Source organism: Pseudoxanthomonas koreensis (genome assembly GCF_041890415.1).
Lineage (GTDB): Bacteria > Pseudomonadota > Gammaproteobacteria > Xanthomonadales > Xanthomonadaceae > Pseudoxanthomonas > Pseudoxanthomonas koreensis_A.
In genome coordinates this window covers 2,637,193-2,654,814 of sequence record NZ_CP169056.1, presented here as the reverse complement: position 1 = coordinate 2,654,814, position 17,622 = coordinate 2,637,193, and the positions used below count along the sequence as shown (strand labels likewise).

17 protein-coding genes are annotated in these 17,622 nt (G+C 71.9%); 9 read left to right on the top strand and 8 right to left on the bottom strand.

Going from position 1 to position 17,622, the window contains the following annotated elements:
- Positions 1 to 67 precede the first annotated feature (67 nt).
- From tsaD to folK, 4 genes are all read left to right on the top strand, one after another.
- Positions 68 to 1,099 carry a tRNA (adenosine(37)-N6)-threonylcarbamoyltransferase complex transferase subunit TsaD gene (gene tsaD, locus ACEJ41_RS12105; protein ID WP_374012517.1) on the top strand — a complete coding sequence of 344 codons (1,032 nt, stop codon included), beginning with the start codon at positions 68 to 70 and terminating at the stop codon, positions 1,097 to 1,099.
- Positions 1,100 to 1,187: 88 nt separating this feature from the next.
- The gene (gene folB / locus ACEJ41_RS12100; RefSeq protein ID WP_374012516.1) at positions 1,188 to 1,553 is read left to right on the top strand and encodes a dihydroneopterin aldolase; all 366 of its coding nucleotides are present in this window, start codon (positions 1,188 to 1,190) and stop codon (positions 1,551 to 1,553) included.
- Positions 1,554 to 2,867, top strand: coding sequence for a mechanosensitive ion channel family protein (locus tag ACEJ41_RS12095; protein ID WP_374012515.1), 1,314 nt, complete (start codon positions 1,554 to 1,556; stop codon positions 2,865 to 2,867).
- A gap of 207 nt (positions 2,868 to 3,074) precedes the next feature.
- Positions 3,075 to 3,554: a 2-amino-4-hydroxy-6-hydroxymethyldihydropteridine diphosphokinase gene (folK, locus tag ACEJ41_RS12090; RefSeq protein ID WP_374014140.1), complete on the top strand. Its 480-nt coding sequence runs from the start codon at positions 3,075 to 3,077 to the stop codon at positions 3,552 to 3,554.
- Between the two features lie 160 nt (positions 3,555 to 3,714).
- Here the strand turns inward: folK and ACEJ41_RS12085 are convergent, their stop codons facing one another.
- Complete coding sequence (locus tag ACEJ41_RS12085; RefSeq protein WP_374012514.1) at positions 3,715 to 4,464, bottom strand: pteridine reductase; 750 nt, start codon at positions 4,462 to 4,464, stop codon at positions 3,715 to 3,717.
- A gap of 52 nt (positions 4,465 to 4,516) precedes the next feature.
- Between ACEJ41_RS12085 and ACEJ41_RS12080 the strand changes: the two genes are divergently transcribed.
- Both ACEJ41_RS12080 and ACEJ41_RS12075 read left to right on the top strand, forming a co-directional pair.
- The gene (locus ACEJ41_RS12080; protein WP_374012513.1) at positions 4,517 to 5,701 is read left to right on the top strand and encodes a class I SAM-dependent methyltransferase; all 1,185 of its coding nucleotides are present in this window, start codon (positions 4,517 to 4,519) and stop codon (positions 5,699 to 5,701) included.
- Entirely contained in the window at positions 5,698 to 6,120 is a 423-nt protein-coding gene (locus ACEJ41_RS12075; protein ID WP_374012512.1) for a VanZ family protein, read from the top strand. Before ACEJ41_RS12080 ends, ACEJ41_RS12075 begins: the two co-directional genes overlap by 4 nt.
- Positions 6,121 to 6,197: 77 nt before the next feature.
- Here ACEJ41_RS12075 and ACEJ41_RS12070 read toward each other — a convergent pair whose 3' ends face one another.
- The gene (locus tag ACEJ41_RS12070; RefSeq protein ID WP_374012511.1) at positions 6,198 to 7,187 is read right to left on the bottom strand and encodes a glucokinase; all 990 of its coding nucleotides are present in this window, start codon (positions 7,185 to 7,187) and stop codon (positions 6,198 to 6,200) included.
- A 136-nt stretch (positions 7,188 to 7,323) separates the two neighbouring features.
- Between ACEJ41_RS12070 and nagA the strand changes: the two genes are divergently transcribed.
- Together nagA and ACEJ41_RS12060 are read left to right on the top strand one after the other, a co-directional pair.
- Positions 7,324 to 8,472: an N-acetylglucosamine-6-phosphate deacetylase gene (gene nagA, locus ACEJ41_RS12065; protein ID WP_374014139.1), complete on the top strand. Its 1,149-nt coding sequence runs from the start codon at positions 7,324 to 7,326 to the stop codon at positions 8,470 to 8,472.
- Positions 8,473 to 8,493: 21 nt separating this feature from the next.
- Positions 8,494 to 8,829: a hypothetical protein gene (locus ACEJ41_RS12060; RefSeq protein WP_374012510.1), complete on the top strand. Its 336-nt coding sequence runs from the start codon at positions 8,494 to 8,496 to the stop codon at positions 8,827 to 8,829.
- Between the two features lie 49 nt (positions 8,830 to 8,878).
- On the opposite strand, the gene ACEJ41_RS12055 is transcribed toward ACEJ41_RS12060, so the two are convergent.
- Together ACEJ41_RS12055 and ACEJ41_RS12050 are read right to left on the bottom strand one after the other, a co-directional pair.
- Positions 8,879 to 10,147: a multifunctional CCA addition/repair protein gene (locus ACEJ41_RS12055; RefSeq protein ID WP_374012509.1), complete on the bottom strand. Its 1,269-nt coding sequence runs from the start codon at positions 10,145 to 10,147 to the stop codon at positions 8,879 to 8,881.
- A gap of 93 nt (positions 10,148 to 10,240) precedes the next feature.
- Positions 10,241 to 12,223, bottom strand: coding sequence for a transglycosylase SLT domain-containing protein (locus ACEJ41_RS12050; protein ID WP_374012508.1), 1,983 nt, complete (start codon positions 12,221 to 12,223; stop codon positions 10,241 to 10,243).
- Positions 12,224 to 12,306: 83 nt separating this feature from the next.
- On the opposite strand from ACEJ41_RS12050, the gene ACEJ41_RS12045 reads away from it, so the two are divergent.
- Positions 12,307 to 13,131, top strand: coding sequence for a sulfite exporter TauE/SafE family protein (locus ACEJ41_RS12045; protein ID WP_374012507.1), 825 nt, complete (start codon positions 12,307 to 12,309; stop codon positions 13,129 to 13,131).
- A 4-nt stretch (positions 13,132 to 13,135) separates the two neighbouring features.
- Here the strand turns inward: ACEJ41_RS12045 and ACEJ41_RS12040 are convergent, their stop codons facing one another.
- The 4 genes from ACEJ41_RS12040 to ACEJ41_RS12025 all read right to left on the bottom strand — a co-directional run bounded on the left by ACEJ41_RS12040 (position 13,136) and on the right by ACEJ41_RS12025 (position 17,582).
- The gene (locus tag ACEJ41_RS12040; protein WP_374012506.1) at positions 13,136 to 15,160 is read right to left on the bottom strand and encodes a putative bifunctional diguanylate cyclase/phosphodiesterase; all 2,025 of its coding nucleotides are present in this window, start codon (positions 15,158 to 15,160) and stop codon (positions 13,136 to 13,138) included.
- Positions 15,161 to 15,430: 270 nt separating this feature from the next.
- Positions 15,431 to 16,108: a DUF4124 domain-containing protein gene (locus ACEJ41_RS12035; protein WP_374012505.1), complete on the bottom strand. Its 678-nt coding sequence runs from the start codon at positions 16,106 to 16,108 to the stop codon at positions 15,431 to 15,433.
- Positions 16,109 to 16,110: 2 nt separating this feature from the next.
- The gene (locus ACEJ41_RS12030) at positions 16,111 to 16,944 is read right to left on the bottom strand and encodes a hypothetical protein (RefSeq protein ID WP_374012504.1); all 834 of its coding nucleotides are present in this window, start codon (positions 16,942 to 16,944) and stop codon (positions 16,111 to 16,113) included.
- 74 nt (positions 16,945 to 17,018) lie between these two features.
- Positions 17,019 to 17,582 carry a Sua5/YciO/YrdC/YwlC family protein gene (locus tag ACEJ41_RS12025; protein ID WP_374012503.1) on the bottom strand — a complete coding sequence of 188 codons (564 nt, stop codon included), beginning with the start codon at positions 17,580 to 17,582 and terminating at the stop codon, positions 17,019 to 17,021.
- Positions 17,583 to 17,622: the final 40 nt, after the last annotated feature.

The window sequence follows — 17,622 nt, the reverse complement described above, 5'->3', positions numbered from 1 at the left end:
ATCATATCCGCGCCATGGGGCCGCCTGCAAGCCGGTGGTCCCGCCCCCTTTTCCGGCCGGAGCAGCCATGCGCGTCCTCGGTATCGAAACATCCTGCGACGAAACCGGCGTGGCCGTGTACGACACCGCCCCCGGGGCCGGCCTGCGCGCGCATGCGGTCTACAGCCAGATCGCCCTGCACGCCGAATATGGCGGAGTGGTGCCGGAACTGGCCAGCCGCGACCACGTGCGCAAGCTGCTGCCGCTGGTCCGCCAGACCCTGGCCGAGGCCGGGCTGGGCGTGGCCGACCTGGATGGCGTGGCCTACACCGCCGGGCCGGGCCTGGTCGGGGCGCTGCTGGTCGGTGCCGGGACCGCGCGCGCGCTGGCCTGGGCGCTGGACGTGCCGGCGGTAGCCGTCCACCACATGGAAGGCCACCTGCTGGCGCCGCTGATGGAAGACAACCCCCCGCAGCCGCCATTCGTGGCCCTGCTGGTGTCCGGCGGGCATACCCAACTGGTGGCGGTGGAGGCCATCGGCCGCTACCGGCTGCTGGGCGAAACCCTGGATGACGCCGCCGGCGAGGCATTCGACAAGACAGCCAAGCTGATGGGCCTGCCGTATCCGGGCGGCCCGCAGCTGGCGGCGCTGGCCGAGCAGGGCACCCCCGGCGCATACCGCTTTTCGCGGCCGATGACCGACCGCCCCGGGCTGGATTTCAGCTTCTCCGGGCTCAAGACCCAGGTGCTGCTGGCGTGGCAGCAGTCCGACCAGTCCGCGCAGACCCGGGCCGACATCGCCCGTGGCTTCGAGGACGCGGTGGTCGATACCTTGGCGATCAAGTGCGCGCGCGCGCTGGATGCGGCCGGCAGCGACGTGCTGGTGGTGGCCGGCGGGGTCGGTGCCAACACGCGCCTGCGCGCGCAGTTGCAGGCCATGTGCGCCGGCCGCGGCGGCCGCGCCTGTTTCCCGCGGCCATCGCTGTGCACCGACAACGGCGCGATGATCGCCTTTGCCGGCGCGTTGCGGCTTGAAGCCGGGCAACGCCAGGACAGCCAGGTGAAAGTGACTCCGCGCTGGGACATGGCCGATCTGCCACCGCTGACGGCGGATGCCTGACCGCATCGATGGTCGCTGCGGCATGCATGTGGGGCAGGCAGGCGCCCGAGTCGTTACCATCATCGGTCACCAGCCACGGACCCCCTCCATGGACAAGGTATTCATCGAAGGCCTGGAAATCGACGCGCTGATCGGCATCTACGACTGGGAACGCCGGATCCGGCAGCCCCTGCGCCTGGACCTGGAAATGGCCTTCGACAACCGCCGGCCGGCGGCCAGCGACGCCATCGCCGACACCCTGGACTACAAGGCCATCAGCAAGCGCCTGGTCCAGTACGTGCAGCAGTCAAGCTTCGGCCTGGTGGAGACGCTGGCAGAGCGCTGCGCGGAGCTGGTGATCGCCGAGTTCGGCGTGTGCTGGGTACGGCTCAGGCTGGGCAAGCCCGGCGCGGTGCGCGGCGCGCAGTCGGTGGGCGTGATCATCGAGCGCAGTGCGCCGTCGAAGGAGTCGTAAGTGGATCCTGGAGTATCGAGCGCTGGTGACTGGACCAGCGCCATCGGCCTGCACGGCCTGAGGGAACTGCTGGCACCGTGGCCCTGGGCCTGGCCGGCACTGCTGCTGGCGCTGCTGGTCCTCGCCGCGGCCGTCGCCAACTTCGTCACCAAGCGGATCCTGCTGCGCGGCCTGCGCCGGCTGCTGGCGATGCTCGCAAACCAGGCCGGCAAGCCCGGCATCGCCGACATGCGGGTGATCCCGCGCCTGGCCAACGTGGTCCCGGCGATGGTGATCTCCTCCGGCATCGGCTGGATTCCCGGCCTGCCGCCGGCACTGGTGGCCTTCGTCCACGGTGCCTGCCAGGCCTGGGTGGTGCTGACCCTCGCGCTGGCGGTGTCGCATGCGCTGGATGCGGTCAACGAGCTGTACGAGCGCCGTCCCGACGCGCGCAACAAGCCGATCAAGGGCTACCTGCAGGTAGCCAAGATCGTGATCTTCGCCCTGGCCGGTCTGTCGATCGTCGCGACCCTGGCCGGGGTGAAGCTGCTGCACCTGCTGACCGGCCTGGGTGCGGCAACCGCGGTGCTGATGCTGGTGTTCCAGGACACCCTGCTGTCGCTGGTGGCCAGCGTGCAGATCAGCGGCGATGGCCGCGTGCGCATCGGCGACTGGATCGAGATGCCCAGCCAGAACGCCGACGGCGACGTGATCGACATCGCCCTGCACACGGTCACGGTGCAGAACTGGGACAAGACCGTCACCACGATCCCGACCAAGAAGCTGATCAGCGAGTCGTTCAAGAACTGGCGTGGCATGCAGGAGGCGGGCGGGCGCCGGATCAAGCGTTCGCTGTACCTGGACCAGTCCAGCGTGCGCTTCCTTGAGGTGGATGAGCGCCAGCGCCTGGGCCGCTTCGTGCTGCTGCGCGAGTACCTGGCGCAGAAGGAGCGCGAGCTGGCCGACTGGAACGCCGGCCTCGGCGAGGACGGGCAGCTGCCGTTCAACGCGCGCCGCATCACCAACCTCGGTACCTTCCGCGCGTACGTCGAGCGCTACCTGCGCCGGCACCCGGGCGTGCACCAGGACATGACCCTGCTGGTGCGCCAGCTGCAGCCGGGTGCCGACGGCATCCCGCTGGAGATCTACTGCTTCACCAACGACACCCGCTGGGCGGTGTACGAAGGCATCCAGTCGGACATCTTCGACCACCTGCTGGCGATCCTGCCGGAGTTCGGCCTGCGCGTGTTCCAGAATCCGGGCGGCGCCGATTTCCACGCCCTGGTGGGCACGCGCGCAGCCGGGACCGATGCGGCGCCGGCAGCCGCGCCCTGAGCCTGCGCCTGCGCGGCGCTGGTCACGGCGCGGGCTGCTGCCTAGAATCGCCGCGCACATCCACGGGCATTGCATGACTCCACGCGCCGGCATCGAGATGGACCCGCTCCAGGTTGCGGCCGGCGCGGACGCGCACGGCCACGGGCAGCGGGCGTGAGTGCCGTGGTGCACGGTGCAGCGGACGCCAGCGGCGATACCCCGGCAGCCATCCGGGTGCTGCTCAGCCTGGGCAGCAACATCGAGCCCGAATGCCACCTGCGCGCGGCGCTGGCGGAATTGCGCGCCACCTTCGGTGAAATGACCGTGTCCCCGGCGTATCGCACGCCGGCGGTGGGCTTCGACGGCGCAGTGTTCCTCAACAACGCCGTCGCCATCCGCACCGGCATGCCGCTGGCGGCGCTGGAGGATTGGCTGCACGCGCTGGAGGACCGCCACGGCCGCCGCCGCGACGGCCCGCGCCTGGCCGACCGCACCCTGGACGTGGACGTGGTGTTCTATGGCGACCGGGTGCTGCGTGACGGGGCGCGGGTGCGGATACCGCGCCCGGAGCTCAAGCACGCCTTCGTGCTCAAGCCGATGGCCGACATCGCCGCGGATTTCGTCGATCCGCTCAGTGGCCGCACCCTGGGCGAGCTGTGGCGCGCGCATCCGCAGCACGGCGATGCGTTCGAGGCGATTTCCCTGTAGGAGCGTCCCTCGGGCCGACCTCGCAATGGCTGGAAGGCGTCCTGCGGTCGCCGGCAAGACCGGCTCCTACAAGGGGCACCCTTGTCACGCGACGAGGCGGCTTTCCCCGGGTCCTTTGCGTCGGTGGACAGGCACGTTGCGGATGCGGTGCCTGCCGGTTTCAGCGTTCGCGCCCGCCATCCACATGCAGGACCTGGCCGGTGACGTAACCGGCATCGGCCGACAGCAGCCAGTGCACCGCTGCGGCCACGTCCCCGGGCGCGCCGCTGCGGCCCAGCGAGGTGGCGTCGAGGATCGCGCGCTGCCTGGCCTGCGCCTGCTGCGGATCACTCGCCTGCTCCGGCCACAGGATGGCGCCAGGGGCGACCGCATTGACCCGCACGTCCGGCGCCAGTTCCTGGGCAAGTGCACGGGTCAGTGACACCAGCGCGGCCTTGCTGGCCGAATAGAACGCGTGCCCGTGCAGCGGGCGCCCGGCATACAGGTCGGTCACGTTGACCACCGCGCCGCCGGCCGCGCGCAGGTGCGGCGCGGCGGCCATGGCCAGGAACAAGGGCGCGCGCGCGTTGGTGGACATCATCGCGTCCCACTGCGCAGGCGTGGCGGTGGCCAGCGGCGTGGGCTGGAACAGCGATGCATTGTTGACCAGCCCGTCGAGGCGGCCGAAGTGGCCCACGCACGCGGCCACCAGTTCGGGCAGGCGGTCGAACCGGGCCAGGTCCGCCTGCAGCAGCAGGGTGCTGCCGTCGCGCGCGGTTTCCAGCGCAGCGGCCAGGTCCGTCGCATCGGCCACCGAATGATGGTGGTGCAGGGCCAGGTCGTAGCCGTGGGCATGCAGCCGGCGCGCGATTGCCGCACCGATCCGGCGCGCAGCGCCGGTCACCAGGACCACGGGGCGTGGATGTCGCATTGCGCCAGCTCGCTCGGGCTATCCTGAACATTGTCCACGCCCATCTTCGCCGATGCACGCCGACCTGCCTTCGCCCGACCCGGATGCCTTGCGCCACAGCGAGGAACTTGCGCGCTACATCCGCGCCCAGATTGCCCGCGACGGCGGCAGCATCCCGTTCTCGCGCTTCATGGAGCTGTGCCTGTATGCGCCGGGCCTGGGCTACTACAGCGCCGGCAGCACCAAGTTCGGGCAGGCCGGCGATTTCGTCACCGCCCCCGAATCCGGGCGCCTGTTCGCCGCCACGGTGGCCGGTGTGCTTGCCGTGGCGCTGCGCCAGCTCGGCACCCAGGCGCGGGTGCTGGAGCTGGGCGGCGGCAGTGGCGCGTTTGCCGAAGTCACCCTCAAGCGGCTGCTGCAACTGGATGCGTTGCCGGATTGCTACGCCATCCTCGAGCCCAGCGCCGACCTGCGCGCGCGCCAGCGCGACCACCTGCAGCGCACCCTGAGCCCGCCGGTGTTCGACCTGGTGCGCTGGCTGGACGGCCCGTTCGAGGATGCGTGGGACGGCGTGCTGTTTGCCAACGAGGTGATCGATGCCTTGCCCACGCCGCGCTTCTGCCTGCGCGCCGGCGAGGTGTTGGAGGAGCACGTGGCGCTGGATGGCAACGACGGTTTCGTGCGCGTGGACCGGCCGGCCGACGCGCTGATGACCGCCGCCGTGCGCCACGTCGAGCAGGGCCTGGACGCGGCGCTGCCGGATGGCTACCGCTCCGAACTGCTGCCGCAGCTGCCCTACTGGGTGCAGGCGGTGGCCGGCGGCCTGCGTTCGGGTGCGATGCTGTTCGTGGACTACGGCCATCCGCGCCGCGAGTACTACCAGCCGCAGCGCAGCGACGGCACCCTGCGCGCGTTCTACCGCCAGCGCATGCACGAGGACGTGCTGCGCTGGCCGGGGTTGCAGGACATCACCGCATCGGTGGACTTCACCGCGCTGGCCGAGGCCGGTACCGGCGCCGGTTTCGACCTGGCCGGCTACTGCAGCCAGGCCAGCTTCCTGCTGGGCAATGGCGTGGATCGCCTGCTGGAGGATGCGCAGGCGCGCAGCGACGAGGCCGGCACGCTGCGCCTGCGCCAGGAACTCAAGCGCCTGACCCTGCCCGAGCAGATGGGCGAGCGGTTCCAGGCCATGGCGTTCGCGCGCGGGGTCGACCTGGATGCGGCGTTCCTGTTCGGCGACCTGAGCTGGCGGCTGTGAGCCAGGCCCGTCGCCGCGTGCACCAAGGCGTGCTCAAGCCATTGCGCCGGCCGCTGCTGTGGCTGGGCCTGTGGCTGCTGGCCGTGGCCCTGGTGGTGGTCCTGAGCCTGGTGCCGCCGCCGCAGATGCCGATGCCGCAGCACGGTGACAAGGTCGAACACCTGCTGGCCTACGCGGTGCTGGCGGCCGGCCTGGTGCAGGTGCTGGTGCCTGGACGGACGCTGGTCCTGGCCGGCGCCGGGCTGGTGCTGCTGGGCGTGGCGCTGGAGTGGATGCAGGGAAGTTTCACCGCCACCCGCCAGCCCGACATCGCCGATGCGGTGGCCAATACCGTGGGCGTCATCCTGGGCCTGCTGAGTGCCGTGAGTCCGTGGCGCGATGCGCTGCTGCGCCTGGAACGGCGCATCGGCGGCGGTTGACGCGCGTGCACCCGGCCGCGCCCTGCGCACGCAGGCGGCGGCTGCCAATCACCGAAGGGCGTGCGGTGGTGCGCGGGTCAGGACGGGTTGGTGCCCTGTTCCCGGTACCAGTACGCGGCGCCGGTGACGCCGAGCTGGCCATGCTCGAGCAGGCGGATGCAGACCTGCGCCAGGCGCTGGCGCATCGGGCCCTTGTCGAGGAAGCGCGCAACGATGCGTTCGCGGTCCAGCAGTGGGCCCAGGTGTGGCAGGAGGCCGCCGGCCAGGCATACGGTGCTGGCACCGCTGACCAATGCCAGGTCGCCGGCCACGCTGCCGAGCAGGCCGCAGAAGATTTCCAGGGTCTCGCGTGCGGGCGGGTCGCCGGCGGCGGCTGCGGCGGTGAGTGCCGCCGGTGTCTCCAGCGGTACCGGCGTGCCACGCAGCGCGCCCAGCGCGCGGTAAAGATGCAGCAGGCCGGGGCCGGAGATTGCGTGTTCGGCAGGCACATGGCTGCGCCCCTGGCGCATGTGCTCAAGCAGCGCCGCTTCCAGTGGCGTTGCCATCGCCAGGGCTGCCTGTCCGGCTTCGCTTGCCAGCACCCGGGGCGCGCCGGCCGTGGGCACCCACAGCGCCGCACCCAGGCCGGTGCCCGGCCCCAGCACCAGCACCGGGCCAGGCGCCGGCTGCGCCGGTCCACCCAGGTGGGTTGCCTGCGCGGGATCCAGCCGGGCCGCGGCATGCGCCAGCGCCTCGAAATCGTTGATCAGCCACAGCTGCTGCAGCCCGAGCTGGTCCTGCAGCTGGCGCGCAGGCAGCGGCCAGGGCAGGTTGGCCGCGATCACCGTGCCATCGTCCATCGCGCAGCCGGCCGAGGCGATGACCGCGTGCCGCACGCTGATCCTGGCCATGGCCAGGAAGTCGGCCAGGATGGGCGCAAGGCTGGCAAACTCCGCGCTCACGTACTTGGCGTAGTGCAGCAGGTGCGGCGGCGCATCGCCGGCACCGGCTTCCAGCAGCGCCACGCGTGCATAGGTGCCACCCACGTCGGCGGCCAGCAATACCTCGGCAGGGGAATGTGGGTGCACGCAAGCTCTCCGCGGCCCGTGGCCGCAACCGGCGCGAGTGTGGTCCGCACACGGGCCGGCTGGCAACCGCGACTGCCACGCGGCGGTCGATTGCCGCATCATGGGCGCCGATCAATCCGAACTGGCAGGAGGCATGATGGCGCGCGCGCTGGCCGGAGCCCGGGTGTTGCTGGACGACGGCTTCCACGACGACCTGGCGCTGGTGCTCGACGATGCCGGGCGCATCGCCGCGCTGGTGCCTGATGCGCAGGCGCGCCAGCACGCGGGCACCGTGCAGGACCTGGGCGGCGGCTGGCTGCTGCCGGGGTTCATCGATGCGCAGGTCAATGGCGGTGGCGGCGTGCTGTTCAACAACGACACCAGCCCCGAGGCGATTGCCGCGATTGGCCGGGCGCATCGCCGCTTCGGGACCACCGGTTTCCTGCCCACCCTGATCAGCGACGGCGCGCAGGTGATGGAACGCGCCATCGGCGCGGTCCGCGCGGCGATCGCCGCCGGCGTGCCCGGGGTGCTTGGCATCCACCTGGAAGGCCCGTACCTGGCGCCGGCGCGCAAGGGCACGCATGACGCCGGCCGCTTCCGCGTGCCGGACGCGGCGGAAGTGGCCATGGCCACCGCCCTGGACAACGGCATCACCCTGGTCACCCTGGCGCCGGAACAGGTGCCCGCGGACATCATCCGTGCCTTCGTCGCGCGCGGGGCGATCGTGGCCGCCGGCCATACCGCCGCCACCTACGCGCAGGCCTGCGCGGGGCTGGGCGCCGGCGTGCGTGGCTTCACCCACCTGTACAACGCGATGTCGCCGCTGCAGGGCCGCGAGCCGGGCGTGGTCGGCGCGGCGCTGGAGCATCGCGACAGCTGGTGCGGCGTGATCGTCGACGGCGTGCACGTGCACCCGGCCAGCCTGCGCGTGGCGCTGGCGGCCAAGCCGCGCGGCAAGGTCTTCCTGGTTACCGATGCGATGCCGATGGTGGGCTCGGACGACCCATCGTTCGAGCTGTACGGGCAGGCCATCACCGCCGTGGACGGGGTGGTGCGCAATGGCGATGGCGCCCTGGCCGGCTCGGCGCTGGACATGGCCACCGCCGTGCGCAACTGCGTGCAACTGCTCGGCCTGCCGCTGGAGGAGGCCGCGCGCATGGCTGCGACCTACCCGGCGCGCTTCCTCGGCCTGGAGGGACGCACCGGCCGCATTGCCGCAGGCCTGCAGGCCGACCTGGTGTTGCTGGACCAGACGCTGCAGGTGCGCGAAACCTGGATCGGCGGGGTGTCCTCCGGTGCCTGATCCGCGGACGTGAGGAGATCCATGTTCAAGACCGTGCTCATCGTCGTGCTTGCCGTCATCGCGGTGGTCGCCGTGGCCATCGCGGGCCTGTTTGCCAACGTGTGGTGGCAAGCGCGCAAGCAGCCGCCGGCCTTCGCCCTGATCGTCGAGAAGTACTACGCGTGCCCGGACCAGCGGGCACTGCATGGCGGCATCTTCGGCAAGGGGCCGACCAAGGTGCTGTTCCCTGCCGGCGCGCGGCAGTGGTGCTGGCGCGACGAATGGAAGGAAATCGACCGAGCGGAGTTCCGCCGGCTGGCCAGCCAGTGGCACGGCGTGGACTGGAGCCAGGAAGGCGAGTGGTGGACCCGGGAGTGAGTGTTGCGACGCTGCGCCGGGCCAGGCCTGTCGCCCGGATTCGATGCTGTCAGCGCGCCGACGCCGGCGGCGGCGGCTGCGGCGTGCCGTTGTGCAGCGTGCGTGCCGCGGCGATGGCGTCGATGCGGGCCTGGCGCAGCGCACGGCCGACCTGCGGTCCATCCAGCCCTTCGGCCAGGTCCAGGTCGCGCGCGTTGACCGCCGCCGCGGCCGCATGCAGGCGCACCAGCTCCGGACCCTGCGGATAGTCCGCGTCGGCGTGGCCCAGGCGGCCACGCTTGTCCGCCTCGCAGCACAGTGCGATGCGCGCCACGTGCGCGGGCTGGCGGAAGGCGTCGCAGCGTTCCAGCAACTCCAGCACCGTGGCATCGCGCAGTTCGGCCAGGCGATGCACGTTGAGGTGCTCGCGGCACACGGCCTGCGCCAGGCGGTGATGGGTGGTCGGGATGCGCAGGCGTTCGCACAGCGTGGCCAGCGGCTTCAGCCCGGCGGCCTCGTGGCCGATGTGGCGCGGCAGCACGTGCGCCGGGGTGAGCGCCTTGCCCAGGTCGTGGGTCAGCGCGGCAAAGCCGACCAGGTCATCGCCCGGCGCAAGCTGCGCGGCCATGTCGCTGACCAGTTGCTGGTGCACGCCGGTGTCGACCTCGGGGTGGAACTCGGCGCGCTGCGGCACGCCGTACAGCGCGTCCACTTCGGGCAGCACCGCCGCCAGTGCGCCGCACTCGCGCAGGGTCGACAGGAATGCCGACGGGCGCGCGGCGGCCAGCGCCTTGCGCAACTCCTGCCAGACCCGCTCTGCCACCAGTGTGTCCAGCTCGCCGGCTTCGACCATCTGCCGCATCAGCGCCAGTGTTTCCGGTGCCACCTGGAAGCCCAGCGGCGCAAGCCTGGCCATGAATCGCGCCGCGCGCAGCACCCGCAGCGGGTCTTCGGCGAACGCCGGGCCGACATGGCGCAGCACGCGCCGTTCGATGTCGGCCACTCCGCCATACGGATCGACCAGCGTGCCGGCACCATCGCGGGCGATGGCATTGATGGTGAAGTCGCGGCGCTGCAGGTCCTGTTCCAGGGTGACCGAGGGATCGGCGTCGACCACGAAACCGCGATGGCCGCGCCCGCTCTTGCGCTCGGTGCGCGCCAGGGCGTGTTCCTCACCGGTGTGCGGGTGCAGGAATACCGGGAAATCGCGGCCGACCGGCCGGAAGCCGGCGTCCAGCATCTGCTGCGGGGTGGCGCCCACCACCACCCAGTCGCGGTCGCCGGGCGGCAGGCCGAGCAGTTCGTCGCGGATCGCGCCGCCGACCAGGTAGGTATCCATGCGCCGCATCCTAGCGTGCTGCCGTGCAGGTGACCGTGCAGCCGCTCGCCGTGCAGGCGACTGCGCTGGCGCGCGCTGGGCGGCCGACGCCGGCTACTCCGGCTTGGCCGCGCAGGCGAAGGCCTTGCGCTTGCCTTCGGTGCGGCCCATCAGGCGGTCGCTGACAGGCAGTGCGTCGCCGTTGAGGCGCCAGTCGTAGATCACGCTGAAGGCCAGCACCCGGGCGACGTACTCGCGGGTTTCCTTGTAGGTGATGGTCTCGATCCACAGGTCCGGGTCGTAGCTGCCGCGCTGCGAGAGCCAGCGCGCCACCGGCGCCGGGCCGGCGTTGTAGGCGGCGATCGCCTGGTAGGTGGTGGCGTACTTGTCTTCCATCTGGCGCAGGTAGGCACTGCCCAGGGCGATGTTGGTGGCCGCGTCGTACAGGCTCTCGGCCCCGGCATAGGCGTGGCCAATGCGCTTTGCCACTGCTGCGGCGGTGCTGGGCAGCAACTGCATCAGGCCGCGTGCATTGGCGTGGGAGCGTGCATTGGGATTGAAGATGCTCTCGGCGCGGATCTCGGCGGCGATCCAGGCCGGGTCCAGCGCATGGCGGCGCGCGGCGGCGCGGATCTCGGCATCGTGGTGCAGCGGGAAGCGCAGGGTGTACAGGCGCTGCTCCTCCGGCCGCTTGCCCAGCGCGAACACGGCGCGGTCGAACCAGCCATTGTCCTGGGCGATGGCCACGGCCATGTGGCGCCGCTCATCGTCGAAACGCGCCATGGCGTGGTTCCACTCGCGCACGGCCCAGCCCGCACGGTCGATGCGGTACAGGGCCAGCGCGCGTACCAGTGCCGGATCGCGTGCCACTTCGGCGCGCAGCGCCGGCGTCTGCGCATGGGTCCACGGGCACAGCGCGTACGGCAGGCCGAGCCGGTCGGCGGCCAGGAAGCCGTGGAAGTTCGGCGCGGTGGCGGTGCGCTGGAACATCGCCAGCGCTTCGGGGCCACGGCCGAGCTTTTCCAGCATGCGCGCTTCGAACCACTGCCAGCGCGAGTCGTTGCGCATGGAGGCCGGCAGCTTGCGCAGCGCGTCCAGCGCGCCGCTCCAGTCGGCACGGGCCAGCGCCTCGCGCACCCGGAACTCGTGCAGGCGCTCGTCGTAGGCCGATTCGGGCACCGCCGCCAGGCGCCTGGCCGAATCCGGCAGGTAGGACGCTACGGTCTGCAGGGCGATCTGGTAGAGCACCGGGCCGCGTTCGGCGTCGGTCATGCCCAGGGCGGGGCTGATCCGCGCCAGCTGTGCTTCGCCCGCGCTGGGCGCATTGCGCGCCAGCCGGGTCAACCCGGCCGATGCCACCTTGCGGCTGCGCGTGTCACGCGGCCATTGGCCGGTGCGCGCATGCGGGGCCTGGACAAAGGCGGCGTAGTCCTCGGCCAGGGCCCTGGCTGCGGCCGGCAGCCCGCTGGCCGCCGCGCGCATCACCGCCGGGTCGGACTCGGCCAGCGCCAGGTCGAAGCGCTCCCAGCGCAACGCATCATCCAGCCCGCCGCGCGAGGCCAAAGTGGCGAATACCGGGTCGCATGCATCGGGCATGGACTTGCCGGTGCGCCACAGTGCCTGTGCCTCGGTCGTCCAGCCGGCATCGGTGCGGCCAAGCGCCTGCAGTGCATTCAGGCGCGCGCAGCGCAGGCCGGCATCGGTCTGCGGGCGCCAGTCCGCCAGCAGTCCGCTCCAGTCCTGGCGACGTGCCAGTGCCGCCAGCCAGCGTTCACGCAATGCATCGGCGGCCGCCTGGCCGTCGTGGTGTTGCAGGAACGCACGCACCTGGCCGGCATCGGCCGCCGCATCGAGATTGCGCGACAGGCGGGTGGATTCCAGCCACGGCCAGCGCGGGTCGCCACGCAGGGCATCGGCCTGGGCCTGGCCCAGTTGCCCGCGCTGGGCGGCGGCCAGCGCGGTTTTCATCGCCGCGTCGGTCGTGGTCCCGGCCGGTTGTGCATGGCCGGCGGCTGCGGCAAGCAGCAGCAGCGGCAACAGCAGGAAGGGAGGGCGTGGCGCGCGTGGCGCAGTGGGGTGGTTGGTGGAATGCGACATGTGCCCGAATATACCCAATCCGCCTGAATGGCCGTGATGTCCGCGCGCCTGGTTTGCGTGTTGCGCAAGGGCGGCATCACGGAGTGGATGCCTTGCTGGACGTGCCATTGACGATGTACCTGCTGTTTCCGCTGCTCGGCGTGGCCGTGGGCGTGCTGGCCGGCCTGCTCGGGGTCGGCGGCGGGCTGGTGCTGGTGGCGGCGCTGGCCTGGCTGCTGCCGCTGTTCGGGGTGCCGCAGGAGGTGGCGATGCATGTGGCCCTGGCCAGTTCGCTGGCCAGCATCGTGCTCACCGCCGCGTCCTCTGCGCGCGCCCATGCACGCCGCGGCAGCGTGCTGTGGCCGACGGTGGCGTGGATGGTGCCCGGCCTGTTGCTGGGTGGCTGGCTGGGCAGCGGCGTTGCGGTTGCGCTGGATGGCGGCGTGCTGCGCTGGATCGTGTGCGGCTACTGCCTGCTGGCGGCGTGGCAGGTGGGGTTCGGGCGCACGGTCGCGGTGCCCGGCGGCGGCCAGGCGCCTGTGCCGCGCGGCTGGCCGATGAGCGCGGCCGGCGGCGGCATCGGCGCGTTGTCGGCGGTGGTGGGCATCGGCGGCGGCAGCATGACCGTGCCATTGCTGGTCTGGCGCGGTGTGGTGCCGGTGCGCGCGGTGGGCACGTCCAGCGCCTGCGGCGTGGCCATCGGCCTGGCCAGCGCATTGGGCTATGCGGTGCATGCGCCGGCCGGGGTGCTGCCGCAGCACGGCATCGGCTACGTTTACCTGCCGGCGGCCATTGGCGTGGCGGCGGCCTCGGTGCTGGCCGCGCCATGGGGCACGCGGCTGGCGCACCGGCTCAGCGCACAGGCGCTGCGCCGGGTCTTCGCACTGTTCCTGCTGGCGGTGGCCGCGAGCGTGCCGGCCTCGGGCTGAGCGGCTAGGGTGCGGCGGCGTGCTCGGCCGCCAGCCGCGCCTCCATCTCGGCAGCCGGCATCGGCCGGCCGAAGTGGAAGCCCTGCAGCTCGTGGCAGCCGTGGCGGCCGGCCCACTCGGCGACCTCGGCCGTTTCCACGCCCTCGGCCACGATGGTGACCCGCATCAGCCGGCACATGGCGACGATGGTCTCCACGATGGCGGCGTTGCGTGGCAGGCCGAAGATCAGGCTGCGGTCGATCTTGATGCAGTCGATGGCCGTTTCGCTGAGCCGCGCCAGGTTGGAATACCCGGTGCCGAAGTCGTCGATGGCGATGCGCATGCCCAGCGCGCGGATCCGTTCCAGGTTTTCGTGGACGGTGCGGCTGCCTTCCACCAGCACCGTTTCGGTCAGCTCCAGCTCGATGCGGTCGCCCTGGCAGCCGGCATCTTCCAGCAGTTGCGCCACATGCGCGCCGAAGCCTGGGTCGCTGAGCTGGCGCAGCGAGACGTTGATCGACACGCCCACGTCCAGGCCACGCGCCTGCCACTGGCGCTGCTGGCCCAGCGCGCGCTGCATCACCAGGGTACCCAGCGCGTTGATCAGGCCGGCGCGCTCGCACAGGGGGATGAACTGGGCCGCAGGCACGGTGCCGTGCACCGGGTGGTGCCAGCGCGCCAGTGCCTCTACCGCCACGGTGCGGCCGCGCGCCACCGAATGCCGCAACTGGTAGTGCACGTCGAACTGCTGGCCGTCGATGGCTTCCTTCAGGTCGGCCAGCAGTTCGAGCTGGGTCTCCATGCGGGTGCGGGACTGGTCGTGGAACAGCCGGTACTGGCAACGCCCCTGGGTCTTGGCCTCGTACATGGCCCAATCGGCGCAGCGCAGCAGGGACTGTGCGTCCTGGCCGTGGTCCGGGAAGCGGGCCAGGCCGATGCTGGGCGTGACCACCACCCGCCGGCCGCCGCTGCCCACCGGCATCGACAGTTGCTCCAGCATCCGCGTGGCCAATGCCTCCAGCCGTGGTTGCGCGGGGTCTTCGATGGCCAGGAACAGGAACTCGTCGCCACCCAGCCGCAGCACGGCGTCCTGCGCACCGCGCAGCGCCGACAGGCGTCGTCCCACTTCCACCAGGAAGGCATCGCCGTGCTGGTGGCCAAGGGTGTCGTTGATCGACTTGAACTGGTCCAGGTCGATGAAGAACATCCCCAGCCCGCTGCCGGCCGCCCGCGCGTGCGCGCTGAGCCGGTCGAACAGCGGCGAGAGCATGAGCCGGTTGGGCAGCCCGGTCATGGGGTCGTGGTGGGCCATGTCCTGGGCCAGCGCCTGCGCCTGCTTGAGGCTGCTCACGTCGGTGGCGCTGACCAGCAGCGACGGATCGCCGGTGGCCGGGTCCAGGCAGGTGCGGGCGGTGAGTTCGTGCCAGCGCACGCCGTCGCAGGTATGCACCGGAGCGGTCAGCCGCGCCTCGCCGTGGCCGACCAGTGCATCGAGCAGGCGGGCGTGGTCCTCGGCCTGGGCGAAGCGGTCCACCAGGCGTTCGTGGCGGCCTTCGAACGCGGCCCGCGCGGCCGGGTTGAGATACAGCGCGCGGCCGTCGTCCCGGTGCAGCGAGATCATCAGCTGGGTGTGCAGCAGCGCATCGGCGCTGCGCATCATCTCCGGCTCCATGCCTTCTTCGGGAGCGCCCTCGCAGAGCATGCCGACCCGGCCACCGACCAGGCGCACGCCGCTGAAGCGGACCCGCATCGGCCGCGGCACGCCACGCGGGTACAGCGTCCACAGCTCGGTGAACACGGTGTTGCGCGCGGCGAAGTCGGCCTGGTACTGGCGCAGGCGGCGCTGCACCGCCGGCGACATCGTCTCGTTCATTCGCCGGGCGCGCAGTTCTTCCAGCCCGGCGGCGTTCCAGATCTCCAGCGCGGCGGTGTTGGCCCAGACCACGCAGCCGTCATCGATATCGAAGATCCACACCGCGGTGCCCAGCCGCTCCAGCATCCAGCCCGGGCCGGTGCGCGGGTCGTGGCGGGGCAGAAGCGCGGTGGCCACGGTCAGCCGGCTCCCGCGGCGAGGGCTGCCGATCGCGGCCGGCGGCGGCAGGCCGCCAGGGCGGCATCGATGGGCGCGCGGGTGCAACGATGGACGTGCGTATCACACATGCTGGAAAGCTCCCCGGTAGGCCCGGCATCGGCAGTGGCCGGCCGCAGTGCGGCCGACGGTTCCGCGCGCCGTCCCCGCGGCGCGGCGGTTGTCCATCGATGCGCGGGTCGGATGCAGGATAGCGGCCAATCGACCGCGAATGAACCGTCGCGCGCCGGGTCAGTGGCTGCAGCCGGTCTCGGCCACGATCCGGAGCAGCCGCTGGTACTCGTCGTTGCGGCGCTGGATGTTGTCCGGGTGGGCGAAGCGCCAGCGTGATTCGGCCTGGCGCGCGTAGCGGCGCCACGCTTCGCAGGCAGCGCCGTCGGCGACACGCACGCAGCGGTCGTGCACGACCTCGCAGGCCTGGCCTGCACTCGTGCCCGGGTTGCCGTCCAGGCCGACGGTGTTCAGCGCCACGCAACGCGGTGGTTGCTCGGTGTCTTCGGCCAGGTAGCTGTCGCCGTCGTAGGTGTGGCAGGTGAACAGCGGCGGTGGCGGCAACCGGGCGTCCGCGGACGCGGCCGGTGCCGGCTGCGCTACGGCCGCGCTGTCGAGGATGCGCGGCGCGGTCGCAGGCTCGGGCATGGCGGGCGCCGCGGGGGCAGGTGGTTCCGGCGCCGAAGGGAACGGAGCGGCGGCGCGCGGCGCCGGCATCGGCGCGCTGGGCACGCCCTGGATCGCCTGCGCCTGCTGGCTGGAGCCGGCAGGACATGGCTGGTTCTGCACGGTGAGTTGCCCGGTCGCATCGGTGCAGCGGTAGATGGTGACCGGCTGCGCCGGTGCATCGGTGGCGACGCCGGCCAGGAGGCCGGCCAGCAGCACGCAGGGGAGGAGCAACAGGCGGGTCATCATCATGTTCAATAACCGGGGCAGTCATTGCCCATGCGTGCGTCGATCTGGCGCTGCTCGCGGTCCAGCGCCTGGCGCTGGCTGGGCATGGCTGCATGATAGAGGCGCAGGATTTCATAGCGGCGGTCGGACAGCTGCGTGCACACTTCCTGCTGCGACAGTCGCACGCAGGTGTCGCGCACCCAGGTGCCGCCGGCGGGAACCACCACGTGGCCCGGGCGCGTGGGAAGCATGCCCGGGCGCGGGCCGCCGGGACTCATGCCGGGACCAGGCCCGGCGTCCGGCGGGCGTGGGCCGGATGGACGCGGCCAGTGCGGGCGGCTTCCGGGATAGCCATGGCCCAGGGTCCAGAACGGAACCCAGCGCGGGTGTCCTTCGCCATCCTCGCTGGTGTAGCGCTCGCCCTCCGGCGTGGTGCATGCGTACATCGGTTGCGGTGGTTGCACCGTGACCACGCGCACCTCGCGCACCGGGGCCGGTGGCGTTGCCGCTGCGGCAGGCGGTGGCGCGGGCCGCAGCGGCGGATCCTGCGGGCGCTGCATCTGCAGGACTTCCTGGCGCTCGCCGGCCAGGCAGGGTGAATCGCGCAATGCGGCGAGCTGGCCACGGCTGTCGGTGCAGCGGTAGATGGTGACCGCGGCCGGTTCCGCGGCCGGCGCCGCCGGTGCGTACAGCAGCAGCGGCAGCAGCACTGCCGCAAGCCGGTGCGCGGCCGGACCTGCGCCGTGGGCGCGCGTTGGCTGGCCGAACGTGTCGCCGGATGCCGCAACCGGCGTATGCCGGGTGATGCAGGGTCCGGTTGCGGCGCGGGCGCCGGCGGAAGGGAACGGGGCTTCGGTCACGATGCAGTCCTCAGGCCACGCCGCCATCCTAGCGTCCCCTGCGTGTGCAGGGCGTTGGCTGCATGGACGCCGGCTCAGGTGCGCAGCACGCGTCCATCCAGCGCCATGCGGATCGGGGTGGGCTGGTCCAGCCCGCCGGTCTCGCCGGCCAGCAGGCCATCGACCGCGGCCATCAGGAACGGATCCAGTTCCGCGCGCGTGCGCGCTGGCGGCAGGCCGCTGCGGTTGGCGCTGGTGGACACCAGCGCGCCGGCAAAGGCCCGGCACAGGGCCGCCACGTCGGGATGGGCGCTGACGCGCACGGCAATGCCATCGTGGGCGCCGGTGATCCAGCGTGGTGCGCGTGCCGACGCGGGCATCACCCAGGTATGGGCGCCGGGCCAGTGGGCCTGTACTGCGGCCAGGCGTTGGGCGGGCAGGGCGGGCAGGTCCAGCCAAGGACGCAGGCTGTCGAAATCGGCGGCGACCAGGATCAGGCCCTTGTCCACCGCACGCTGCTTGAGCGCCAGCAGCCGCTGCACGGCGGCCTCGTTTTCCGGATCGCAGCCCAGGCCCCAGACCGCTTCGGTCGGATAGGCGAGCACGCCGCCATCCCGGAGCAGCGCGGCGGCGGCGGCGGGTGTGAGTGCGGCAGGCATGGCCCATGGTAGTCCCAATGGGCCGGCATGGCACCGCAGG

What these genes read in the sequence shown, in the direction of transcription:
- tsaD (WP_374012517.1), top strand. Translation starts at nt 68, where the DNA reads ATGCGCGTCCTCGGTATCGAAACATCCTGCGACGAAACCGGCGTGGCC.
- ACEJ41_RS12085 (WP_374012514.1), bottom strand. Translation starts at nt 4,464, where the DNA reads ATGCGACATCCACGCCCCGTGGTCCTGGTGACCGGCGCTGCGCGCCGG.
- ACEJ41_RS12055 (WP_374012509.1), bottom strand. Translation starts at nt 10,147, where the DNA reads ATGGATACCTACCTGGTCGGCGGCGCGATCCGCGACGAACTGCTCGGC.
- ACEJ41_RS12050 (WP_374012508.1), bottom strand. Translation starts at nt 12,223, where the DNA reads ATGTCGCATTCCACCAACCACCCCACTGCGCCACGCGCGCCACGCCCT.
- nagA (WP_374014139.1), top strand. Translation starts at nt 7,324, where the DNA reads ATGGCGCGCGCGCTGGCCGGAGCCCGGGTGTTGCTGGACGACGGCTTC.
- ACEJ41_RS12025 (WP_374012503.1), bottom strand. Translation starts at nt 17,582, where the DNA reads ATGCCTGCCGCACTCACACCCGCCGCCGCCGCCGCGCTGCTCCGGGAT.
- folB (WP_374012516.1), top strand. Translation starts at nt 1,188, where the DNA reads ATGGACAAGGTATTCATCGAAGGCCTGGAAATCGACGCGCTGATCGGC.
- ACEJ41_RS12080 (WP_374012513.1), top strand. Translation starts at nt 4,517, where the DNA reads ATGCACGCCGACCTGCCTTCGCCCGACCCGGATGCCTTGCGCCACAGC.
- ACEJ41_RS12035 (WP_374012505.1), bottom strand. Translation starts at nt 16,108, where the DNA reads ATGATGATGACCCGCCTGTTGCTCCTCCCCTGCGTGCTGCTGGCCGGC.
- ACEJ41_RS12060 (WP_374012510.1), top strand. Translation starts at nt 8,494, where the DNA reads ATGTTCAAGACCGTGCTCATCGTCGTGCTTGCCGTCATCGCGGTGGTC.